The organism is Acetobacter sp. DmW_043 (genome assembly GCF_002153485.1).
GTDB classification, from domain to species: Bacteria; Pseudomonadota; Alphaproteobacteria; order Acetobacterales; family Acetobacteraceae; genus Acetobacter; species Acetobacter thailandicus.
On the sequence record NZ_JOMN01000013.1, the window covers coordinates 72,916 to 95,537 of the forward strand.

Annotated in this window: 23 protein-coding genes and 1 tRNA gene; 16 read left to right on the forward strand and 8 right to left on the reverse strand. The window is 52.6% G+C overall.

All coding sequences use genetic code 11. From position 1 onward, the window contains the following. The first annotated feature begins 19 nt into the window (after positions 1-19). From thiO to HK11_RS04480, 4 genes are read left to right on the forward strand one after another with little or no spacing between them, the layout of a single operon-like run. Complete coding sequence (gene thiO / locus HK11_RS04465; protein ID WP_086554140.1) at positions 20-997, forward strand: glycine oxidase ThiO; 978 nt, start codon at positions 20-22, stop codon at positions 995-997. Between the two features lie 39 nt (positions 998-1,036). Beyond that, positions 1,037-1,234 (forward strand): sulfur carrier protein ThiS, encoded by a 198-nt coding sequence (gene thiS / locus HK11_RS04470; protein WP_086554141.1) that lies wholly within the window; start codon positions 1,037-1,039, stop codon positions 1,232-1,234. A gap of 3 nt (positions 1,235-1,237) precedes the next feature. Further along, positions 1,238-2,014, forward strand: a complete 777-nt coding sequence (locus tag HK11_RS04475) for a thiazole synthase (RefSeq protein ID WP_086554142.1) — start codon at positions 1,238-1,240, stop codon at positions 2,012-2,014. Further along, positions 2,011-2,616, forward strand: a complete 606-nt coding sequence (locus HK11_RS04480; RefSeq protein WP_086554143.1) for a thiamine phosphate synthase — start codon at positions 2,011-2,013, stop codon at positions 2,614-2,616. Before HK11_RS04475 ends, HK11_RS04480 begins: the two co-directional genes overlap by 4 nt. A 174-nt stretch (positions 2,617-2,790) precedes the next feature. Here HK11_RS04480 and HK11_RS04485 read toward each other — a convergent pair whose 3' ends face one another. Both HK11_RS04485 and recG read right to left on the reverse strand, forming a co-directional pair. Then, positions 2,791-3,372, reverse strand: a complete 582-nt coding sequence (locus tag HK11_RS04485) for a hypothetical protein (protein ID WP_086554144.1) — start codon at positions 3,370-3,372, stop codon at positions 2,791-2,793. A 116-nt stretch (positions 3,373-3,488) separates the two neighbouring features. Further along, positions 3,489-5,630: an ATP-dependent DNA helicase RecG gene (recG, locus tag HK11_RS04490; protein WP_198943225.1), complete on the reverse strand. Its 2,142-nt coding sequence runs from the start codon at positions 5,628-5,630 to the stop codon at positions 3,489-3,491. Positions 5,631-5,722: 92 nt separating this feature from the next. On the opposite strand from recG, the gene HK11_RS04495 reads away from it, so the two are divergent. From HK11_RS04495 to HK11_RS04505, 3 genes are all read left to right on the forward strand, one after another. Next, a complete protein-coding gene (locus tag HK11_RS04495) occupies positions 5,723-6,001 on the forward strand; it encodes a succinate dehydrogenase assembly factor 2 (RefSeq protein WP_086554145.1) in 279 nt (92 codons plus the stop codon). Between the two features lie 6 nt (positions 6,002-6,007). Next, positions 6,008-9,475, forward strand: a complete 3,468-nt coding sequence (gene mfd / locus HK11_RS04500; protein ID WP_086554146.1) for a transcription-repair coupling factor — start codon at positions 6,008-6,010, stop codon at positions 9,473-9,475. A gap of 173 nt (positions 9,476-9,648) precedes the next feature. Further along, a complete protein-coding gene (locus HK11_RS04505) occupies positions 9,649-10,086 on the forward strand; it encodes a hypothetical protein (RefSeq protein WP_233127668.1) in 438 nt (145 codons plus the stop codon). A 51-nt stretch (positions 10,087-10,137) separates the two neighbouring features. Here HK11_RS04505 and HK11_RS04510 read toward each other — a convergent pair whose 3' ends face one another. Continuing rightward, positions 10,138-11,061, reverse strand: coding sequence for a hypothetical protein (locus HK11_RS04510; protein WP_086554147.1), 924 nt, complete (start codon positions 11,059-11,061; stop codon positions 10,138-10,140). Between the two features lie 124 nt (positions 11,062-11,185). On the opposite strand from HK11_RS04510, the gene HK11_RS04515 reads away from it, so the two are divergent. Then, the gene (locus tag HK11_RS04515; RefSeq protein WP_086554148.1) at positions 11,186-12,166 is read left to right on the forward strand and encodes a bile acid:sodium symporter family protein; all 981 of its coding nucleotides are present in this window, start codon (positions 11,186-11,188) and stop codon (positions 12,164-12,166) included. Between the two features lie 25 nt (positions 12,167-12,191). Here the strand turns inward: HK11_RS04515 and cobT are convergent, their stop codons facing one another. From cobT to HK11_RS04530, 3 genes are all read right to left on the reverse strand, one after another. Next, a complete protein-coding gene (gene cobT / locus HK11_RS04520; protein WP_086554149.1) occupies positions 12,192-14,108 on the reverse strand; it encodes a cobaltochelatase subunit CobT in 1,917 nt (638 codons plus the stop codon). A 37-nt stretch (positions 14,109-14,145) separates the two neighbouring features. Further along, the gene (locus tag HK11_RS04525; protein WP_086554150.1) at positions 14,146-15,144 is read right to left on the reverse strand and encodes an AAA family ATPase; all 999 of its coding nucleotides are present in this window, start codon (positions 15,142-15,144) and stop codon (positions 14,146-14,148) included. Positions 15,145-15,259: 115 nt separating this feature from the next. After that, complete coding sequence (locus HK11_RS04530; RefSeq protein ID WP_086554151.1) at positions 15,260-15,850, reverse strand: J domain-containing protein; 591 nt, start codon at positions 15,848-15,850, stop codon at positions 15,260-15,262. Positions 15,851-15,895: 45 nt separating this feature from the next. On the opposite strand from HK11_RS04530, the gene HK11_RS04535 reads away from it, so the two are divergent. Beyond that, the gene (locus HK11_RS04535; protein WP_086554152.1) at positions 15,896-16,237 is read left to right on the forward strand and encodes a BolA family transcriptional regulator; all 342 of its coding nucleotides are present in this window, start codon (positions 15,896-15,898) and stop codon (positions 16,235-16,237) included. Beyond that, positions 16,225-16,809, forward strand: coding sequence for a hypothetical protein (locus HK11_RS04540; RefSeq protein ID WP_086554153.1), 585 nt, complete (start codon positions 16,225-16,227; stop codon positions 16,807-16,809). Before HK11_RS04535 ends, HK11_RS04540 begins: the two co-directional genes overlap by 13 nt. On the opposite strand, the gene lipB is transcribed toward HK11_RS04540, so the two are convergent. Next, the gene (gene lipB, locus HK11_RS04545; protein WP_086554154.1) at positions 16,736-17,476 is read right to left on the reverse strand and encodes a lipoyl(octanoyl) transferase LipB; all 741 of its coding nucleotides are present in this window, start codon (positions 17,474-17,476) and stop codon (positions 16,736-16,738) included. The two genes, HK11_RS04540 and lipB, sit on opposite strands and share 74 nt — an antisense overlap. A gap of 75 nt (positions 17,477-17,551) precedes the next feature. Here lipB and HK11_RS04550 point away from each other — a divergent pair. From HK11_RS04550 to moaA, 3 genes are all read left to right on the forward strand, one after another. Beyond that, positions 17,552-17,638: transfer RNA gene (locus tag HK11_RS04550), tRNA-Leu, on the forward strand. Between the two features lie 271 nt (positions 17,639-17,909). After that, positions 17,910-18,785, forward strand: coding sequence for a UTP--glucose-1-phosphate uridylyltransferase GalU (galU, locus tag HK11_RS04555; RefSeq protein ID WP_086554155.1), 876 nt, complete (start codon positions 17,910-17,912; stop codon positions 18,783-18,785). 135 nt (positions 18,786-18,920) lie between these two features. Next, positions 18,921-19,937, forward strand: a complete 1,017-nt coding sequence (gene moaA, locus HK11_RS04560) for a GTP 3',8-cyclase MoaA (RefSeq protein ID WP_086554156.1) — start codon at positions 18,921-18,923, stop codon at positions 19,935-19,937. Between the two features lie 11 nt (positions 19,938-19,948). On the opposite strand, the gene HK11_RS04565 is transcribed toward moaA, so the two are convergent. Further along, positions 19,949-20,827: a methyltransferase domain-containing protein gene (locus tag HK11_RS04565; RefSeq protein WP_086554157.1), complete on the reverse strand. Its 879-nt coding sequence runs from the start codon at positions 20,825-20,827 to the stop codon at positions 19,949-19,951. Between the two features lie 37 nt (positions 20,828-20,864). On the opposite strand from HK11_RS04565, the gene HK11_RS04570 reads away from it, so the two are divergent. The 3 genes from HK11_RS04570 (at position 20,865) to HK11_RS04580 (ending at position 22,610) form a co-directional block, all read left to right on the forward strand. Further along, positions 20,865-21,671, forward strand: coding sequence for a ComF family protein (locus tag HK11_RS04570; RefSeq protein ID WP_086554158.1), 807 nt, complete (start codon positions 20,865-20,867; stop codon positions 21,669-21,671). A 52-nt stretch (positions 21,672-21,723) separates the two neighbouring features. Then, complete coding sequence (gene grxC / locus HK11_RS04575) at positions 21,724-21,984, forward strand: glutaredoxin 3 (protein WP_086554159.1); 261 nt, start codon at positions 21,724-21,726, stop codon at positions 21,982-21,984. A gap of 74 nt (positions 21,985-22,058) precedes the next feature. Beyond that, entirely contained in the window at positions 22,059-22,610 is a 552-nt protein-coding gene (locus tag HK11_RS04580; RefSeq protein WP_233133311.1) for a DUF2147 domain-containing protein, read from the forward strand. The last annotated feature ends 12 nt before the right edge of the window (positions 22,611-22,622 follow it).

Here is a 22,622-nt window from a genome sequence, read left to right on the forward strand (position 1 = left end):
CGTTGCGGGGAGATAAAATATGCAGGGTAAGCCGCGTATTCTGGTCAGAGGTGCCGGTGTGGCAGGTATGGTGACAGCTGTCACACTGGCTGAGCGTGGCGGGCTGGTTACTGTTTACGATCAGAGCGGGCGTGTCGGGGCCGGAGCTTCATGGATGGCGGGCGGCATGCTTGCACCCTGGTGTGAGGGTGAATCTGCCCCGCCAGAGGTTACAGCGCAGTCAGTCGCTTCTGTTGACTGGTGGGCCACACACGTGCCTGACGTGACCAGAGCAGGCAGCCTTGTACTGGCTCCCCCGCGTGATGTCGGGGAGCTTGCACGTTTTGCCCGCCGCACATCGCATTGTGAGATGATAGACGGTAAAAAAATTGCGGCGCTTGAGCCCGATCTGGCCGGTCGTTTTCATAAGGGCCTGTTTTTTGAGCAGGAAGGGCATGTTGACCCCCGCAAAGCGCTGCCTGCACTCCTGAGTTCCCTCCTGCAACAGGGAGGAACTATGGTGCATGCGTCAGAAAAAGCGCCCGATAGTGCTGATTTTGACTGGGTCGTTGACTGCACTGGTCTGCAGGGCCGCACAGCGTTGTCTGAGCTGCGTGGTGTCAGAGGTGAGATGCTTTTGCTGCGCTGCCCTGATGTTACGCTACATCGTCCGGTGCGTATGCTGCACCCGCGTATCCCGGTTTATATCGTGCCGCGTGCTGACCATATTTTTATGGTGGGAGCGACGATGATAGAAAGTGAAAATGCCGGGGCGATGACCGTCCGGTCTGTGACGGAGCTGCTCAATGCGGCCTGGACCCTGCATCCGGCTTTTGCTGAGGCTGAGATTGTTGAAATGGGAACAGGTGTTCGTCCTTCTTTCCCTGACAATGTGCCCCAGGTTGTGCAAGAAGGGCATAAGGTTTTTGTTAACGGCATGTACCGGCATGGCTTTTTGCTTTCTCCGGCAAAAGCGGGTGAGGCCGCAGATCTGATTTTTGGCAATGCAGGCGGATGACTGCGAACTGAGTGAGATACGCTCGCAGGGAGAATGACCATGAAAATTATGGTTAATGATGAAGCGCATGATGTGCGGGCCACCACACTTGCGGCCCTGGTTGAAGAGCTGGGGTATGGCGGGGCACGTATTGCGACAGCACTGAACGGAGGGTTTATACCGCTGGCCCGCCGTGGTGAGACAGCTTTGCATGAGGGGGCGCGCATTGAAATTGTCGCCCCGATGCAGGGAGGATAGTAAATGTCAGCGGAATTTTATGGGGTTTCTTTACGCTCACCACTGATGATGGGCACGGCGCAGTATCCGTCTCCTGAGATCCTGCGTGAGGCAGTGCAGGCAGCTTTGCCTGGTCTTGTGACTGTTTCACTGCGACGCGAGTCAGCGGGAGAGCAGGCTGGTCAGTCCTTCTGGTCGCTCATTCGTGATCTTAATGTGTCTGTGCTGCCTAACACGGCCGGGTGTTATACCGTTAAGGAAGCGGTAACTACCGCGCATATGGCCCGCGAAGTTTTTAATACAGAGTGGATCAAGCTTGAAGTGATTGGCGAGCCTGACACACTTCAGCCTGATGTGTTCGGCCTGGTTGAAGCGGCCCGTATCCTGTCAGAAGATGGGTTTAAGGTTTTCCCCTACACGACAGAAGATCTGATCGTCGCTGAAAAGCTGATGGCTGCCGGCTGCGAAGTGTTGATGCCATGGGGGGCGCCTATCGGTTCGGGTAAGGGGTTAAATAACGTGTTTGGCCTGCGTGCCCTGCGTGCCCATTTCCCTGGTGTTCCTCTTGTCGTTGATGCGGGTATTGGTGTGCCTTCTCACGCATTGCGTGCGATGGAACTGGGCTATGATGCTGTGATGATTAACACTGCCATTGCCGGTGCCGGAGATCCGGTCACGATGGCCCGTGCTTTCAGCCTGGCGGTAGAGGCCGGCGTGCTGGCACGTGAGGCCGACCCGATGGAAGAACGTGATATGGCTGTTCCCTCAACCCCTGTTATCGGAAAGGCCATGCTGTCGTGAGCGGACTTCCTCAAAAAATATATCCTGTTGTTGACACCGCCCGCTGGGTTGATCGTCTGGGCGGAGCAGGTGCCCGTTTCATTCAGCTGCGCGTAAAAGAGCTGGAGGGCGCTGCGCTGCGTGAGGAGATTCGTCAGGCGCATATTTTTGCCCGGACTCATGGTGTTTGCCTGGTGTTGAATGATTACTGGCAGATCGCACTCGAAGAGGGGATAGACTATATACACCTTGGGCAGGAGGATCTGGATACAGCCGACCTCGCGGCTGTACGTAAGGCGGGTATTCGTTTTGGACTGAGTACACACAGCCACGAAGAGCTTGACCGGGCCCTGTCATTTAAACCTGATTATGTGGCTCTTGGCCCGATCTGGCCAACACGCCTGAAGAAAATGGCTTTTGGTCCTCAGGGTGTTGCAAAGCTGACTGAGTGGAAGAAGCTGATCGGTGACCTGCCACTTGTTGCTATTGGCGGGGTGGCGTTTGAGGGGCTTAAGCCTTGTCTTGATGCCGGTGCTGACAGTGTTGCTGCGGTGTCGGCATTTACACAGCATGCTGACCCGGAGGGGCAGATTAAACGCTGGCTGACTGAAGCCGGCGCTTAATCTGCAGCTGCGTTTCTGAACTTTTCTGGCACGGCTGTCGCATTTTTGAGGGCGTTGAGAAAGTCGCGGGAAACGCCATTTTGTTTTAGCATATTGAGCGTTACATTAACCGAGGCCGTGCCGCATTCGCGCATCTCATGAGCAGGAAGATTATCCTGGAGCACTAAAGTAAGGCTATGTTCTTTCGCGTTCAGCCATAGTAAAAAGGAAAACGGAGCTATTTTTTTTTGACTGTTTATCCCAGTAATTAGTTCTTATATTAAGGCAGTCGCAACATTCGTTTTCTGTATCATCCATCTGCTTGATATACTGTGTTTTAAAGAGTGCCAGTATTTTGAGAGTGCTCTGTGTCGATCTGATAGACCTGTCTGTTGTTTTATAATTTTGAGGTTTGTTGCCAATTAGGTTTTTGGGCAGGACTGCGAACCAGTCCACGCGTTCTCCGGTTTTTAAGTCATAAACGAGAGAATACTGATTATACTCAAACTCAGGTGCCCACTCGCAGGTTGAGTTTTCAAAAACGACATAACTGAGATAACGAGGGCCAGCCATGGTGACTGATATATTACGAAACCAGTTATCAGCATCTGTTCCAGATTCTTCGCGGCAGCTAAGAAGGCTCTCTTTGAATGTTTTGTCGTTGAGAATGATATCTTTTCGTATTTTATCCAGAACTGCATTATTTTCAGCCGGTAGAGGGAAGTTGTTGATATTTTTCGCAAAATCGGGCTGAGCTTTAAGTTTCAGAGAGGGCATTGTGGCTGCCTGCGTGTTACAACAACACGCCGCAGCCATTGATATATTGGATGCAAAATACTCTGGCCTGTTTGCAAAGCATGTTTTTCATGATGTTGTCCTGACAATGCCCTGGTTTACCCTCCGGAAAAGAGGCGTGCGGCATCTGCTTTATTGAATAACGTCAACAGAATATTAAGCGGAAGGGAGAGTGACGCCTGATGCTCAGAGGCGCAGCGTTTAAATAAATAACCGGCTTCTTTATGTGCCAGGTCAAGCAGTTCATCGAACAGATCTTCCTGAGCTATGCGGTATTCAGGCAGGCCTGACTGGCGGTGTCCTGTGGCTTCCCCTCCGCCACGCAGGCGAAAATCTTCGTTGGCAATGATAAACCCATCTTCTGTGTCACGCAGACAGTTCAGGCGCCGGCGTGCCGTCAGGCCGAGCTTATCATCGTGCAGCATGAGGCAGTAAGAGGCTTCGCTGCCACGCCCAACGCGCCCGCGCAGCTGGTGTAGCTGAGCAAGCCCAAAGCGTTCAGCATGTTCAATAACCATAATTGTTGCCGCCGGTATATCGACGCCCACCTCAATGACTGTCGTAGCAACCAGCAAACGGGTATTGCCCCGGGCAAATTCATCCAGCTCTTTTTCGCGCACCGCAGTGTCCTGCTGCCCATGGGCCAGGCCGGTTTGCGGGCCAAAACGTGCGCTCAGCTCTGCGTGGCGTGCCTCGGCTGCGGCGATATCGAGGGCTTCACTCTCGCTTACGAGCGGGCAAACCCAGAAAATCTGTGCCTTTTTTGCCAGTGCACGTTCAAGAGCATCAAGGATATCAGGCATTGTGCTGATGCTGTGCAGAGATGTCCGTACAGGTTTACGGCCTGCCGGTTTGCCTTCAAGCCGGCTTGTCTGCATATCACCAAAGCGTGTCAGCAGAAGTGTGCGGGGAATGGGTGTGGCGGTCATGACCAGCATGTCAGCCTCATGACCTTTTTCAACCAGGGCAAGGCGTTGCTCAACACCAAAGCGATGTTGTTCATCAACAACAGCCAGAGCCAGGTCAGAAAAAGATACACCCTCCTGCATTAGTGCATGCGTGCCAACTGCCAGAGGAGCCGATCCGTCAGCAATGCTTTGCAGCACTGTTTTGCGGGCTTTGCCTTTGACTGAACCAGAAAGATAGGCAACCGGAACGGATGTCAGCCTGCTAAAAGTTTTCGCATGCTGCCGTGCCAGAATTTCAGTAGGGGCCATCAGGGCTGCCTGCGCCCCGGCCTCGACAGCTCTGAGCATGGCCAGCAGGGCAACCAGTGTCTTACCCGCGCCGACATCGCCCTGGAGCAGGCGATTCATGCGGTACGGAGCCGCCATATCATGCTCTATTTCGCTGAGTACTTTGCTTTGCCCCGGGGTTAGTGCATGACCAAAAGTTTCCAGGGCTTGTTTTTGTAAAATCCCGGTTCCTTTAATGATACGACCAGGCCTGTGCTGAGAGGCGCGTTGTGCGATACGTGTTGCCAGCTGGTCAGCCAGCAGTTCGTCACAGGCCAGGCGTGCGCGGGCAAGCGCATATTGCTTGCGCCATGTTTCACCGCTTTCACTGCCAGGAATGTTGTCAGGAAAATGGACCTGATTCAGCGCGGTGATGAAATCAGGCCAGTGGTGTGATGAAATCAGACTGGTTTCATGCCATTCAGGCAGGCCTTCAGGTAGCAGTGAGAGCGCATGTACCATGGCCTGTCTGACCTGCCCGCTGAACAGGCCTGCTGTAAGTGGCCAGACAGGGTCAAGACGTGGAATGCGCCCGGCAGAACGGGCCGGCAAAACGTAGTCCGGAGCTGAAATGCAGAGCTTATCATGAAAGAATTCAGCTTTACCTGAGACGACAATATCCTCCCCCTCAGCAATCTGTTTCGCCTGCCAGGGAGAGAAGAAGGCGATCTCAAGCACGCCGGTCCCGTCATACAGGGTAACACGCCATGGCTGGCGGGTGCGCGGAGTCGGTGCGCGTATGGTTTTGACAGTGCCTGTTACTGTGACAATGTTGTCTGGTTTTATTTCTGCCAGCGGCGGGGCAAGGCGGCGGTCTGTAATGCTGTCGGGCAGGCAGAACAAAAGGTCGATGACCCGCGAACCTCTGGCGATACGTCTTATAAGCTTGCCGCGTGCAGCACTGACGCCAGACAGGCTTTCAGGCGGAGCCAGTAAGGGGGCAAGTCTTGTCGTGCTGACAGATGCGTGAGAAGACTCAGTTATGACAGGGACAGGACTGGACACCGGAGAAACTCAGGCCTTTGCTGGGCAGCTGACAGATGGAACTGCCAACGCTATAGGACATCAGCATTATGAACCACAATGATAGTAACATCATGACAGAAAATGATCCACTCGTTGCACGTCGTCGCAGGCTGATCTTTCGTGCTAACCACAGAGGTACTTTTGAAACCGATATTATAATCGGTGATTTTGTAAGAGACACTGTGGCTACCATGACAGAAGCAGAACTGACCGATATGGAGGCTGTGATGCAGATGCCAGACCCTGAACTGACAGACTGGCTGTTTGGACGATTGCCTTTGCCCGCAGAGAATGTGAACCCTATGTTGCGCCGCATGGTTGAGAGCTGCCGTGCCAAAAATAACGGATAAATAGTAATGACTGCACAGGCAGGCTCAGAGCGTCAGGTTGTTTCTGTATGGGGTGTGACAGAAGGCTATGATGCCTTTTTGCTGGCCCGCAGAGCGAGAGAGCATAAAAACGTCGTTTTACATGTTGCCCGTGATGATGCCGCCGTTGCCCGGCTTGCTGATTTGCTGGCTTATGTGGCTGATGATGTTGAGGTTCTGCGTTTTCCGGCATGGGACTGCCTGCCCTATGACCGGGTGTCACCTAACCCGGCGCTGGTTGCCGAGCGGGTAGCAACACTTACGCGCCTGCTTGAGCCAGCCGGAGGGAAACCCCGGCTGGTGCTGACAACAACAGCGGCCCTTGTGCAGAGAGTATCACCCCGCAGTACGTTCGAGGGGCAGTCTCTTGCCATAAAGCAGGGTGAGAGCCTCGATCAGGAATTTTTGTGTGAGCTGCTGGTTGCTAATGGCTATACCCGCACTGACACCGTGATGGAGCCGGGTGAATTTGCCACCCGTGGTGGTATTTTTGATCTGTACCCCGCAGGTGCATCAGAGCCGGTCAGGCTTGATTTGTTCGGTGATGAAGTTGAAAATATCCGAACATTCGACCCGGGCAGTCAGCGCTCAACCGGCCACCTGACAGAGCTTACGCTGCGGCCTGTTTCTGAGCTTTCTCTCGATTCCGACAGTATTTCACGTTTTCGTACAGGCTGGCGCGATGTGTTCAGTCCTGCTGCAGCATCTGATTCTCTTTATGAGTATGTTTCTGAAGGCAGACGCTATCCGGGCCTCGAGCACTGGCTGCCACTTTTCCATACAAATCTTGAAACCCTGTTTGATTATCTGCCGGGGGCTTCAGTCTCTCTCGATTATCAGGTGGGTGAAATACTTCATGCACGCCTTGAGATGATCGAAGATCATTATCAGGCGCGCCGTCAGCCTGTGCGCGAAGGAGAAACACCTTACAGGGCTTTGCCGCCACATCTGCTTTATCTTGATCAGAAGGGGTGGGATGCTGCTCTCGCCCGTTTCCCCTGTGTGACATTAAGCCCGTTTGCTATGCCTGATGGTGCCAGTGGCCTCGATGTCGGTGGCCGCCCTGGTAAAATGTTCTCTAAAATCGTTGCAGGTGCTGAGCGCGAGCAGGTTTTTGGCCTTCTGGGTGAACAGGTGCGCGAGTGGGGTGAGGTGAAACGCCGGGCTTATGTCACAGCCTGGACGCGTGGTTCACGCGAACGTATTGCGACTTTGCTGCGCGAGCATGGTGTGACCAGCCAGAGTTATGACAGCTGGGCTGAGGCAAAAAAAGCAAAACCTGGTGTGGTGGCATTGCTTACTCTGGGGCTGGAACGCGGCTTCGTTGCTGACAATATGGCCTTTGTTTCAGAGCAGGACCTGCTGGGTGAGCGTATTGGCCGTCCGCCGCGCCGCCGCCGCCGTGCTGATGAACTGATTGCTGAGGCAGGCGAAATTACTGCCGGTGATCTCGTTGTGCACCAGGATTATGGTATCGGCCGTTATGATGGTCTTGAGACTGTAAGTGTTGGTGTTGCGCCACATGACTGCCTGCGTTTGCTTTATGACGGAAATGAAAAGCTTTATCTGCCGGTTGAGAATATTGAGCTGCTGAGCCGCTTTGGTTCTGACCAGGCCAGTGTACCGCTGGATAAGCTGGGAGGAGTAGCCTGGCAGGGTCGTAAGGCGCGTATGAAGCAGCGCATTCGCGATATGGCTTCTGACCTGATTCGTACAGCTGCGGCCCGTGCAATGAAAGAGGCACCGGCTCTCGCACCGGCCGAAGGGCTGTGGGATGAGTTTTGTGCACGTTTTCCTTTTGTTGAAACAGATGATCAGGCCAGGGCGATTGCCGATGTTCTGGAGGATATGAACTCTGGTCGTCCGATGGATCGCCTGGTGTGTGGAGATGTTGGGTTCGGCAAGACCGAGGTTGCATTACGCGCCGCCTTTGTGGCTGCGATGTCGGGCGGGCAGGTGGCTGTTGTTGTGCCGACAACCCTGCTGGCCCGCCAGCATTATAAAACCTTTGTCTCACGTTTTGAGGGCTTCCCTGTTAAGGTCGCACAGCTTTCGCGTATGGTGACAGGTAAAGAGGCAACACAGGTTCGTAAGGGTATTACCGACGGCTCAGTGAATATTGTCATTGGTACTCACGCGCTGCTGGCAAAAACTGTACAGTTTGCTTCTCTCGACCTGCTGATTATTGACGAAGAGCAGCATTTCGGTGTTTCGCACAAAGAGAAACTGAAGGCCCTGCGCGAGGATGTCCATGTGCTGACACTCTCAGCCACACCGCTGCCGCGCACATTGCAGCTGTCCCTCTCCGGTGTGCGGGAGATGAGTCTGATCGCCACCCCACCGACTGACAGGCTGGCCGTACGCACTTTTATCATGCCGTTTGACAGTGTGGTGATCCGTGAAGCAATTCAGCGGGAGCGTTTCCGGGGCGGGCAGATTTTCTGTGTTGCACCGCGCATAGAAGACCTTGACCATCTGGCAAAGCGCCTGGCAGAAATTGTGCCTGATGCTCGTATGGTTCAGGCTCATGGCCGTCTTAGCCCGACGGAGCTTGAGCAGGTCATGACAGAGTTTTCTGATGGCCGGTATGATATTCTTCTTTCAACTAATATTGTTGAAAGCGGGCTGGATATGCCTGCGGTGAATACGCTCATTATTCATCGTGCTGATATGTTCGGTCTGGGGCAGCTCTATCAGCTGCGCGGGCGTGTGGGGCGTGGTAAGCAGCGTGGTTATGCATATCTGACATGGCCACAAACGCACGTACTTTCAGCTTCTGCACAGAAGCGTCTCGAAATTATGCAAACGCTTGATACGCTGGGTGCAGGCTTTACCCTTGCATCGCACGATCTTGATTTGCGTGGTGCCGGCAATCTGCTGGGTGACCAGCAGTCAGGTCATGTGCGCGAGGTCGGGATAGAACTTTATCAGCAGATGCTTGAGGATGCCGTGGCTGAGCTGCGTGCCGATAAAGAACGCAAGCGCGCTGAGGACAGAGACTGGACCCCTAACATTATCGTCGGTCTGCCTGTTCTTATTCCTGTTGAGTATGTGCCTGACCTGCCTGTCAGGCTGGGACTATACCGGCGGATCAGCGGTCTTGCCAGTGATGCAGAACTTGAGGCGATGGAGGCTGAGCTGGTTGACAGGTTTGGTCCTGTCCCAGCTGAAGTGAAGAACCTGCTTGATATTGTTGATCTTAAACGCCTGTGCCGTAGTGCCGGTGTTGAGCGTGTTGAGGCCGGGCCAAAAGGTATGGTGCTTCAGTTCCGCAAAAATCAGTTCTGTGACCCGCAGGGGCTGGCAGGATGGATGAACCGCTGGAAGGATGGCACAGTCAGGCTGCGTGCTGATCATAAACTTGCGGTGGTGCGCGAGCTGACAAATGTACAGCGTATTGATCTGGCGCGGAGGGTTCTGCGTGATTTTGCACGCCTGGCAGAGAAAAATGCTTAGAGGGTATTATTAGGTTGATTTTGTTAAATTTTTAATGATAAAAATTATCAGAAGAAATCAATACTCTGATATCTGTCGTGATCTGGTACAGGCGAGCTGTCTGTCAAATATCGCCTGCCTAAAGAACAGGCGGAGGGCTCTGCCTGTTCGTTGGTACAAAACAGGAATACATTATGAAGTATGTATTAAAAGGTGGTGTAGCAGCCTTTGTTCTGGGGGCACTGGTCGTTTTGCCAGGCTGTCAGTCTGCAAAGCAGGCAGTTGCTGCTAAAGAAGATCACCTTGCGGCGGCAGGTTTTCTTGATAAGCCCGCTACGACAGCAGCACAAAAAGCGATGCTGGCCCGTCTTCCGGCGCATCATTTTGTCAGTCGTGTTAAAGGTAAAGACGTTTACTATGTCTATGCTGACCCGGTCGTGTGCGACTGCCTGTATGTTGGCAATCAGGCTGCCTATGATCGCTACCAGCAATATGCTCAGACAAAAGCATTGCTGAACGAGCAGGCAACAACAGCACAGACATATGAAGATGCGCAGTGGAACTGGAACGAATGGGGCGCATGGGATTCTCCATGGGGACCAGGTTTCGTTGGCTATGGCCCCGGCTGGTAAGCCCTGATATAGTCGCAGGTGTTAAAAAAGGGGAGATTTTCTCCCCTTTTTTTATTTGATGGGTAGGGGAATACCGTTAACGGTCAGTATACCGCCCGACCAGGTTGCGTTCCATGAGTTGCCACCATCAGATTCGCGATGACTGACAAAGCGGGCCATAACGAGTGCAGCAGCAAGCTTAAGCTGGCCAATAGCGCGCACTTTCTGAATGAGGCTCTCAATATTTTGTATTTCCAGATGGCCTTCTGCCGAGGTTGCATCGACATTACCCGTTAATACGGCTGAGCCATGGCCACCCAGGGTGATGTCGCTATTTTGTGCACTTAAATCCGATATTGTAACGTGAACAGCCGGAGCTTCTTTTGTTTTGCCACCGATAGCAGCCATCAGTCCTGGCAGCTCGGAAGAAGGCAGAGAGAAGGCCGCATGTGCTGATTCGGGGAGGAGATCCTGGTTGGCAATGTTTTTATAGGCCAGCCCCTGCATAGCCAGTGAAGCAGCTGCGTTACCTTCGCCGGTTTTACCCGACAGTGACAGTGCTGCTGAGCTCAGGCTGATACCAGTTTTCTGGTGGCTGATAGAAGCGTTGTTCCATGTCAGGTTATAAGACTGACCAGCCTCAAGGCCGGTTGCAATGGCCTGTCCCTGTTTTTTCAGCCATGCTGAACAGGCGGCATTATGGTGCCCGACCATAGCTGAAACCAGCAGCAATGATGCCGCATCTGCCTGATCCTGCAGGTCAGTCGCAGAGGCCGCGGCTGAAATCGTGTAACTCATCTCTCCTATAGAGAGAGAGGTTTTGTGATCCGGCGTGGAGATTGTGGAAGAGGTATATGTAATATTTTTATCAGTAACCTGCTTGCCGCCGTGATTGACAATAGCGCACGCAGCCGGTGGGGCTGCAAACGTACGCGGTGAGAAAGCCACGCTCACAAACGTGAGAGAGGCAAGGGGGAGGATGTGGCGTGTTTTCATTTGGTGTAAGGGTGGCTCAAGCAGACGCCTGGTGCAACGAGTTTCTGGAGGCGGAAATTTTTTGTATTATGCGTTTTTTGCATAGCCCATGTTCTGAGCTCTGGATGTGAAAGTATGAAGTCACATGTTTGGTGTTGATCCGTTTTTGCTTAGCCTCATAGGCACCGTTCTCCTTGCAACATTTGTGCCGTGTCATGGCGCGGGTGTTGAAGTTTTTCACTGGCTGGCGATTATTGTCATCGGCATTATGTTTTTCCTGCAGGGAGCCAGGCTTTCCCGCAGCGCTGTTGTCGACGGGCTGACAGCATGGCGCCTGCATATTTTAATTTTATGCTGCACCTTTATTTTGTTTCCGTTGCTTGGCCTTGGTTTTCATGCGGCTTTTCCAGGGCTGTTGCAGAATGATGTCTGGCTTGGTGTATTATTTTTATGCTGCCTGCCCTCAACAGTACAGTCCTCCATTGCATTTACCTCTATCGCGGGGGGTAATACGTCCGCTGCAGTCTGTGCAGCTACGGCTTCTAATATCTTTGGTATTTTTATAACACCTGTTCTGGTCGGGCTTATTCTGGCTCGGCATGGAGCGCAGGATAGTAACGGGCTTGATATCGTCTTTCAGCTTTTATTGCCTTTTATTGCGGGGCAGCTGCTTCAGCCATGGATTGGTAACTGGGCGCGCCGGCATAAAAAGCTGTTGTCTCTGACTGATCGCAGTTCAATTCTGGTTGTTGTTTATGCCGCCTTTAGTGATGCCGTGATGCAGGGGCTATGGCATAAGCTGCCGCTGAGTGAGCTGGGCATGATTGCAGTCGTTGACTTTATTTTGCTGGCTATTGTGCTGATTGTTACGGCACTGACCTGCCGTCTGGCCGGGCTGCCGTTCCGTGATGAGGTCGCGGTTATATTCTGCGGTTCAAAGAAAACTCTCGCATCAGGCGTACCCATGGCTAACGTGCTGTTTCCGGCAGCAAGTGTTGGTATTATCGTGCTGCCGCTGATGATTTTTCATCAGATACAGCTTTTTATCTGCGCTATTCTGGCACGTCGCTTCGCTGAGGTGACAAAAAGAAGAGCCGCCGCAGGTGCTGCCCTGTCAGAAGAATAGCCGGTTAATAAACCGGCTATTTGCCTTATCTGCTTTTGCGGTTTTTGCCGCTTTTGTAAGTGTCATCAAACAATGCTGAGAGAGACTGGAGCATTGTGCCCCCCAGCTCTTCGGCATCAGTAATGGTCACAGCCCTCCCGTAATAGCGGCCGACATCATGCCCGATCCCGATGGCTGATAATTCGACCGGGGTGCGATTCTCGATCATATGGATGACCTCTCTGAGGTGATCCTCCAGGTATGAAGGCGGGTTTGCCGACAAGGTACTGTCATCGACCGGAGCACCATCTGAAATGACCATAAGAATTTTACGCGCTTCAGGGCGCGCGCGCAGGCGGCGATAGGCCCAGAGCAGGGCCTCACCATCAATATTTTCTTTTAACAGACCTTCGCGCAGCATCAGCCCCATATTCGCACGGGCTCTGCGCCAGGGCATATCTGCCGCTTTATAAATAATATGACGCAGATCATTCAGCCGGCCAGGCTGTTCTGGCTTGCCGTTCTGAATCCATTTCTCACGGCTTTGTCCACCTTTCCAGGCACGGGTTGTAAAGCCGAGAATTTCGACCTTAACACCGCATCGTTCGAGTGTTCTGGCCAGAATATCACCGCATGACGCAGCAACTGAAATGGGGCGTCCACGCATTGACCCCGAGTTGTCGATAAGCAGGGTGACGGCTGTGTCACGAAATTCGGTATCTTTCTCCTGCTTATAAGACAGCGACAGCATTGGGTTAACAATAATGCGTGACAGGCGCCCGGCATCCAGCAGACCTTCTTCCATGTCAAACTGCCACGAGCGGGTTTGCTGAGCCATAAGCTTACGTTGCAGTTTATTAGCCAGCCGCGACACAACGCCCTGCAGGGTTGTGAGCTGCTGGTCCAGCTGACGACGCAGGCGGGTGAGCTCCTGTGGGTCACACAGCGATTCAGCCGGAACTTCCTCGTCAAACTGTGTGGTATAGGCTTTGTAAGGAGGCGGAGTATCGTCTGAGGGTGAATCTTCGTGGTGACCGTGTCCGGCTGATTCCCCTGCGCTTTTTACGCTTTCTTCATGCTCCTGCGGCATGTCAGGCGAGCTCTCACCTGTTTCAGCCGAGGGTTGCTCCTCCAGTGCCTCAGGGGTGGTTTCAGTCTCGTCTGATTCTGTTTCGGGCGTTTCACTTTCTTCAGGTGGGGCGGCTTCGTCAGCGGGCAGATTATCGTCCTGTTCATCAGAGGGGGTGTCGTCTTCCTCCTCCTCTTCTGCCAGGGCAAAGGCTCCCATAAGCTGGCGGGCAGCCTGCGCATAGCTCTCCTGATTATCCTGTGTTTCTTTCAGGTGCGTCAGAGCTGTCAGTGCTTTGGCTGGCATAGCCTGACGCCACTGTTCGAGAATATTTTTTGCCGCGGCAGGTGGTGCTTCACCTGTCATGACTTCACGTGCAAGCAGGGAGAGAGCAACGGCTGGTGAGAGCTGCGCCGGGCTGGTGATTTTACCCAGGCCACTTTCTTCACACTCCGCTTCAAGGCGGTGGCGCAGGTTTGCGGCCACTCCTTTCAGGTGTCGTGCCCCGACAGACTCGATTCGGGCCTGCTCAAGTGCGTCATAAACCTCGCGTGCAGTGCTGTCTTCAGGCAGCCTGGCGCGGTGCAGCCTGGCATTATGGTGCTTCAGGCGCAGTGCCTGGGCATCAGCAGCACCACGAATACGTAAAATCTCCTCCTCTTTCAGGCGGCGGGAGGGCGAGGGTAGTCGGGCCGTCGCACCTTCATGGCTGAGAGGTGCAAGAGGTGCGTTGCCGGTCAGAAAAGAAACTTCAGTTTCTCTTGTGCCGCCAAGTGCACGAAAGGCTGCTGTTGTCGCCTGTCTGAAAGCCTCGACCTGCTTATCCTGATGAGAGGCAGACGTCTGGTTATGCCCCGGAGAGGGCGGCTGCGGGCCTGTCCTGCTGTCAGTCATAATATGACGATCCTTCTTTCAGAAAACGCAGGCATCCTTATTTTGCAAACGGACTGGTGTTAAAGCAGCGCTGATAATATTCAGCAACGATATTGCGTTCAGCTTCATCACATTTATTGAGGAATGTGACGCGGAAGGCAAAAGCAATATCTTTAAAAATACGTTCGTTTTCAGCCCATGTAATGACTGCACGCGGTGACATGACAGTAGAGAGGTCGCCTGCCATAAAACCAGCGCGGATCAGGTTTGCCAGTGCAACCATGCTTTCTATCGTGTTGCGGGCCTCTTTGTTCTGCGGGTCGGTTTTCATGCGGGAAAGAATGATCCCGACTTCCTGTGCATGGGGCAGGTAGTTGAGTGAGGTAACAATGTTCCAGCGATCCATCTGCCCCTGATTGATCTGCTGCGTGCCGTGATACAGGCCGGTTGTGTCGCCCAGGCCAATAGTGTTGGTCGTGGCAAAGATGCGGAACCATGGGTGTGGCTTCAGCACCCGATTCTGATCAAGTAATGTCAGGTGACCTTCTATTTCGAGTACGCGCTGAATAACGAACATCACATCAGGGCGGCCGGCATCATATTCATCAAACACCAGAGCGCAGGGGTGGCGCAGGCACCAGGGCAGCAGGCCTTCCTGAAACTCAGTGATCTGCTGACCGTCTCTGACCACGATGGCATCTTTGCCAATCAGGTCAATACGCGAGACGTGGCTGTCGAGGTTGATACGGATACAGGGCCAGTTCAGACGGGCGGCAACCTGCTCAATATGGGATGATTTACCAGTACCATGAAAACCCTGCACCATAACGCGACGGTTGCAGGCAAAACCTGCCAGAATGGCGAGGGTGGTATCGTGGTCGAACAGATAAGCCGGGTCGATATCGGGTACATGTTCGGTGCGAACAGAATAGGCCGGCACTTTAAAGTCTGCATCAATACCAAAGACGTCACGCGCGGACACTTCGAGGTCAGGGGCAGAAAGAACGGAAATAGGAGGAAGTGAATCCGCTGAATCAGAAATGAAAGAATCGGTCATTCTTTATCCATCTTGTGCGTGTGGTGTTGGAAAAAACGATGCAGCCTCTGCCTGTGCTGATCTTTAAGAACGCATGAGGGGAGCATGCCACGGCTTGTGTATTTTTTCGAGCCCCTCAGACATCAAGGTGCGCCTTAACTATTGTATAGGAAATATTAATATCTTTCAGGCGTTCCTCAGCCTGGCGGTCTCCGTTATTGCGGTCAGGGTGGTATTTGCGGGCCAGGTCACGATAACGCGCTTTCGCATCGGTCAGGGTCAGAGGCCAGTTCAGCCCCAGTATTGCCAGATGTTCGCGCAGTTCTGCCGGTGCGCGTGGCGTGGCGTTTCTGCGGTATTGCTCAGCCCGGGCCTGACGGCTGCGGTTGAGGATGTTGAGCGGGTCAAGCACATCCTCTTCATTAAATCGTGTATGTTTTGGGCGTGCCGCGCTTTGCCCGAAGGCCCATGACGGGCGCTCCCACGATACATCAGCGCGCAGGTGGGCTTCAATCTGCCCCGGGCTCATCCCCTTATAATAGTCCCAGCGTGAATTATATTCACGGACATGCGGGAGGCAAAACCAGAAATACTGGTTGAGCGTATCGCGCGAGCGAGGAGCCCGATATCCTGCCTGTTCTGTACAGTCAGGCATATCGCAGCATCGTTGTGGTGCATCCGGATCAGGGTCGAATGCTTTATGTCGGGTATTCCTTTGCTTCATCATCTGCGGTTATGTGCGTTATGAAGGCTTCAGTGCAAGGGGAAAGATATGAGTGGTTCTGGTCGTAAAGCTTCAGGGCAGGAGGCGTCAGGCCCCCGTTCTGTACGTGTTCGTGAAAAGCTGAGTGAATTTTTTGGTGCGCAGAAATTAGAAATTTTTGATGAAAGCAGTCGTCATGCACATCATGCGCCGATGGCGCGTGGACCAGGAGAGAATGCAACAGAGACACATTTTCGTCTGCTGATGGTCAGTCCGGCCTTTGAAGGGGTCAGCCGTGTTAACCGTTTCAGGAAGGTGCATGAAATTCTTCAGCCTGAATTTGATAGTGGTTTGCACGCCCTCGCGATGGTGCTGCGTACACCTGAGGAGGATGCAGCATGTCCGACGTGATATCTGCGGAGAGAGTGTCTCGTCGTCAGGTTCTGGTATGGAGCGGGATGCTCAGTCTGGCTGGTTGTGCGGGCACAAAAAAGCCGTCTGATGCTGGCAGGCAGGTGCAGATTAACCGCGTCGAGCAGTATTTACGCACTGTGCACCTTAATGCCGTGCCGTTTACGCAGCTATGGCCTGATGGTGCAACAGGCATGGGGCAACTGACCTACAGCCCTGGCTATCTGTATCTGTTTTATCAGGATCCCCCGGGCACAGAGCTGAAAGCCAGAGGGCTGCATGCTGTGTATAAAGATGGGCAGAATGGCTCTGAAACCAGTATGGGGCTTGCGCATAATCCGCTTGGATTACTGATGGGCAACCCCATTGTGCTTTCAGGTGCTGTGATGGTGACTGACGTCAGGCAGCAGCCTGGTGTTTTGCAGATCTCGCTTGCAAGAGCAGCTAATCCTTCCCAGGGGCTGGTGACACTGACATTTGCCGATTCAAACAATACACTTAGCCTGTCTGATATTCATGTGACGGATGAGCGCAGGCGTACGCTTGAGGTTCATCTTCTTCAACAGGGGTAAAGGCAGAGGGCAGGGATCCGAAAATCTTTGCCCAGTTTTTCATTAGTGCCTGGTCAAGCTGTGTCTTTGTATAAGAAAGTCCGAGCTTTTGCAGGCTGGTGACGCCATATTCACGAATACCGCACGGTACAATACCGTCAAAATCATTCAGATCAGGTGACAGGTTGATGGAAACGCCATGCCAGCTGACCCAGCGGGAGACCCTTACGCCAATAGCGGCAATTTTTTCCTCTTTGCCGGTTTTGGGGTCGGTAACCCATACGCCAACCCGTCCGTCACGACATTCGCCTTTTGCACCAAGGTCTGAAAGCGTGCTGATAACCCATTTTTCAAGGCCGTGAACATAAGCGCGTAAATCACGCGGAGGGATGGTACCGTGCTGCTTTTGCAGGTCCATCATCACGTAAGCGATTCTCTGGCCCGGGCCATGATAAGTCCATTGCCCGCCGCGCCCGGCATCATAAGTGGGGTAATTTTGCGGGTTAAACAGGTCCTCCTGCTTTGCTGATGTACCTGCTGTATAGAGGGGGGGGTGTTCAAGCAGCCATACGCGTTCTGCCGCACCTTCCTGCCTGATTTTCTGAGAGATTTCCTGCATGCGACTGAAGGCAAACGGGTAGGAAATAGTTTTTTTGCTTATTTCCCATAAAAAATGCTTTTTGGTCATTGCGGCCTGATACGTGTTGGGTTATACGCCTCTTCAGTAACACGGTGTCGGAGTTTCTGATACAGGTTAACATGTGCGGCCGTGGCGGAATGGTAGACGCGCAAGCTTGAGGTGCTTGTGGGGGAATACCCCGTGGAAGTTCGAGTCTTCTCGGCCGCACCATTTAACTGAAAATGTTACAAAAAAAGCGGGCTTCAGGCCTGTTTTTTTTTGCCTTTTTTATACGAAAAAATATCAGTTTTTTTAACTGTCATACGATCCTGCCTTTTAATTTCCTCATTATATGTTTATCAAATTACTTCCTGTGTTCGTTTCTGTGTCGAACTGCGGGAGCATGTTGCTCTGCCCCTGTTCGTTGTGACAGTGCTGCTAAAAGCTTTGATGCGTGTGACGTGCCGGATTTAAACTTTAAATTCTTTAAGGTGTTGTATTCGTGTCCAGACCTAAGCCTTTACGTAAAGCAGTCCTGCCGGTAGCAGGGTTGGGTACGCGCTTTTTGCCGGCGACCAAAGCCATGCCAAAAGAAATGCTGACGGTTGTTGACCGTCCGCTCATTCAGTATGCCATTGATGAAGCACGCGCTGCCGGGATTGAAGAGTTTTGCCTTATCACAGGTCGTGGCAAAGATTCGCTGATTGACTATTTTGATATTGCTTATGAGCTTGAGTCTACACTGCGTGAGCGTAACAAGACTGATGCACTTAAAGCCCTTGAGCCCAGCTCGATCGAGGCAGGATCCCTCGTTGCCGTGCGTCAGCAGGAGCCGCTTGGGCTGGGTCATGCTATCTGGTGTGCCCGCAGCTTTATCGGTGATGACCCGTTTGCTATTTTGCTGCCAGATGACATTGTTAAATCCGGCGTTCCCTGCATGAAACAGCTGGCTGATGCCTATTATCAGACAGGTGGCAGTGTTGTTGCCGTGACAGAAGTGCCGCGCGCGCATACCAATCGTTATGGTATTCTCAAAACCGGTAAAGACGACGGCCGTCTGGTTGAAGTGCAGGGGCTTGTTGAAAAACCAAAGCCTGAAGACGCTCCTTCTAATCTGTCAGTCATCGGACGGTACATTCTGACGGCTGACGTGATGAAGCACCTGGCTAAGCTTGAAAAAGGTGCCGGTGGTGAAGTCCAGCTGACAGATGCTATGGCAAAAACCATTGGTGAAGCACCTTTCCATGGCCTGCGCTATGAAGGCGAGCGTTTTGACTGTGGTAATAAAATCGGCTTCCTTGAAGCGCAGATTGCGTTCTCGCTTGATCGCCCTGATCTTGCCGGCGAGGTTAAAGAGTTTCTTAAAAAATATAGCTGATATGCATATATTTCAGTCAGCGTGCTGAAACTGGCTGAACGACTGACATAACGCATTTATATAGTTGTGTTATGTCAGTCGTCGGCACATTAAATTTTTCGACAACGGTCAGCTTTTTTGTTACTTAAAGGACCTATGGTGTCCTCTTTGACCGACCGTGATGGTCGACATATCTCCTACCTGCGCGTTTCGGTGACAGATCGCTGTGATATGCGGTGTGTTTACTGCATGTCTGAGAACATGCGTTTTTTGCCTCGTGAAGATGTTTTGTCTTTCGAGGAGCTTCTGCGGTTATCGCGTGTTTTTATCCGCCAGGGTGTCAGGCGCTTGCGTATTACCGGGGGGGAGCCTCTGGTCAGGCGTGACATAGGAGAGTTTTTCACAGAGCTTGGGCAATGGCTGCATCATTCCGATCAGCAGGGTATGCTCGATGAACTGACCCTTACCACAAATGGCACTCTGCTGGCCGATTATGCTGAGCTTTTATATAAGGCGGGCGTCAGGCGGGTTAATGTTAGTCTTGATACTCTGGATGATGTGCGTTTCAGGCAAATCACGCGCCGGGGGCATCTGGCAACTACGCTGAATGGTATTCGTGCTGCGCGGGCAGCGGGTCTTGCCGTGCGCATTAATACCGTGGCGATGGCCGGCGTCAATGATGACGAATTTGACGCGCTGCTGTCATGGTGTGGCGAAATTGGTGCTGATCTCTGTCTTATTGAAACCATGCCTATGGGGGAAACAGGCGAGGATCGCACAGCTTCTTACCTGCCGCTCTCACGGGTGCAGGAGCAGTTGCGTACACGCTGGTCTCTTACCCCCCTGAGCGACAGAACAGGCGGGCCTGCACGGTATATGCGCGTTGAAAAAACCGGGCAGCGCATCGGGTTTATTACCCCGATGAGTCATAATTTCTGCAGTAGCTGTAACCGTGTACGACTTTCATGCACGGGGCGTCTCTATACCTGCCTTGGCCAGGAGGATGGTATAGACCTGCGTGAGATTATGCGCAGCGGCGGTGATGATGCCGCTATTCTGACGGGTATCGAAGAAGCGATTTCCCGTAAGCCCACAGGTCACACTTTTTTGCTTGATGAAAAAATGGGCAGAGTGTCGGGGCCGGCCCGGCATATGAGCGTAACCGGCGGTTAAAGACGGTAATTTTATTCTTTGTCCGGGTGGGCTGCGTTCAGCGCGCTTTCCAGAGAGTGGGTAAACTGTCCGGGTTGCAGCGGCTTGGGTTGTGTCGGGGCAGGGCTCCAGGCTGTCAGTACTGCCATATGCAGCGGCATGGCGAAGCGACCGTCTTCATCATAGGTTATTTCAGCGTCTGCCGCGGGGAACAGCATGCGTGGTGGTATTTTTTTACTACGAAATGCCAGAGCATTATTCTCTCCGGCATGGCGTAAATCCTGCAGCAGGCCAGTGAGCGATTTGTAGCGCAGGGGTATAATTTCAGTATCCACAACGGGCAAAGCAAAGCCGCAGCGTTGCAAAAGTGCTGCGCAGCTGTGCTGTGTTGGCAAAGGTGCAACGCGGGGCGAAAGGCCGTCGCACAGAGCCAGCTCCGCGTTTTCCAGTGCCTGTTTTAACGGGCGCAGCGTTGGCAGTATGGGAATACTGGCGAGTAACAGGCCATCAGGGCGCAATATGTGGCGTATTTGCGATAAGGTGCCGGGAAGGTCATTAATGCTGTGCAGCGACAGGCTGGCCGTTACCAGGTCAAAACTTTCAGACGCAAAGGGAAGCTGTTCCTCATCAGCGCAGAGGGTGTGCCAGCTTCGGGAGGATGTGGCTCTCGCTAGTTTAAGGCTGCTTTCGCACTGCACGACAGAGATACCTTTTGCGGCGAGATGTGGTGCAATAAATCCCTTGCCACCGATATCAAGGGCCGTATCAAACGTGCGCGTTATATCATTCAGCCTGTCGAGAAGAATATCAGCCGCAGCCTCAAAAACAGGGGCAACATGATGCAGAGTATCTGCTGCCCTGTCTTTATGCTGGCGTATTGCTTTGCGATCGAAAATAATAGGAGCTTGCATAGTCTCAGAGACACGCTTTCAGAACTGAGAGAGTAAAATGAGCAGACATGTAGTATGGAGCAAGCTGTCAGTATTGGCCAGAAAAGCAACGCTTGCTGGCATAGATGTTATTTTTCCGCCTGCGTGTCTTCTGTGTGGTGAGGAAATACAGCAGTCAGGTCTTCTGTGTGCAGGCTGTTTTGCGCATCTTGTGTCAGTTGGTCAGCCATTTTGTGTCAGATGCGCTTTGCCGCAATCTTCCGCAGAGTGTCTGAATGCAGAAGGGGAGTGCCTTGAATGTGTACAGCATCCTCCCCCCTGGCATGCTGCACGTTCAGCATTTGTATATGAAAAAACAGCACGGGACTTATTATTGCGTCTTAAATATGCGGATCGCCCTGAGTATGCCAGCTTTGCCGGGCGTTATATGTGGCAGGCAGGAGAAGACGTTTTGCGCCAGGGATCCCTGGTTATACCGGTTCCTGTCCATAAAAAACGCCTGATGGAAAGGCGTTATAATCAGGCTGCGTTGCTGGCGTGGGCTGTTGCCCGTTGTGCGAAGCTCAGATGTTTGCCTGACGGCCTTGAGAGGCGCCGTGTCACAGGGCGACTTGCGGGCTTTACGAAAGCGGAACGACAGCAGGAGATGGAAGGGGCTATCACTGTTCGTTCTGCTTATGTGTCAGATATGGCCGGGCGTGACGTTGTACTGGTGGATGATCTGCTCACGACCGGAGCAACGGCTTCGGCCTGTACGAAGGCATTGTTACAGGCCGGAGTGCGTTCGGTGTTTTTGCTGGTTGCTGCACGTGTGGTTTTGCAAAAAAATGCAGATTTCGGGTTATCCATTCTGGAAGACGAATGATTTTTTCACTACTTATGAAGCCACCTGTGATTTTTTTTTAAAAGGGGGCGTAATGCCAGTCGTAGAAATTTATACCCAGCCGGGGTGCCCTTACTGTGTGCGTGCGGTTGATCTGCTGCGAAGCAAGGGTGTGGAAATGAAAGAAATTAACGCTCCTCGTGGCACGGCTGAGCGTCAGGAGGCTATTGAGCGTTCAGGTGGAGCACAGACTGTACCGCAGATTTTTATCGGTGATCAGGCTCTGGGTGGCTGCACAGAGCTGATGGGCCTCGATCGTGCAGGCAAGCTCGATAATTTGCTGGGTATTAATTAGTTTATATTAATATGCTGAATGTGCTTTCATAAAACTGGTTGATCGTCAGGAGTGCAGCAGGATGCGGTGTTGAAGTGTCACTGTCTGTCCTGACGGCAGGTTATACTTCCGGAAGATGGAGTGAGGTCAGAGTGGTCAGAAAAAAAAGATGTTTTATTACGCTGATGGTAACCGCTCTGGCTTGTGTCGGTGCAGTTATGCCATTTGGTTCTGCTGCAGTGCAGGCAAAAAGTATTTCTCAGTCTGATAAAGCGGCTCTTCACGGATACTGGCTGAGCCAGGAACGGGATGGTGTGTTCAGGCTGGAGGAATGCGGCGATAAATTATGTGGTCGCCTTGTTGCACTGCAGTACGAAGGCACAAATGTGCCCCGTGACAAAAATGGCAAGTCAGAATGTAACCTGCTGATGCTGACAGATTTTAAACCGACTGACGGTAAGCGGTGGTCCGGGAAAATTCTTGATCCCGACAGCGGGGCTGTTTATCAGGCTCAGATATGGCTCTCCTCACATAATGTGCTCAAGCTGCGTGGCTATATAGGCTTGCCTCTTTTTGGTGAGACGCAGGTCTGGAGCCGTTATCAGACACCGGGGAAAATTGGGCCAGAATGTAAGATGCTGCCTTGATATCAAGGGTGA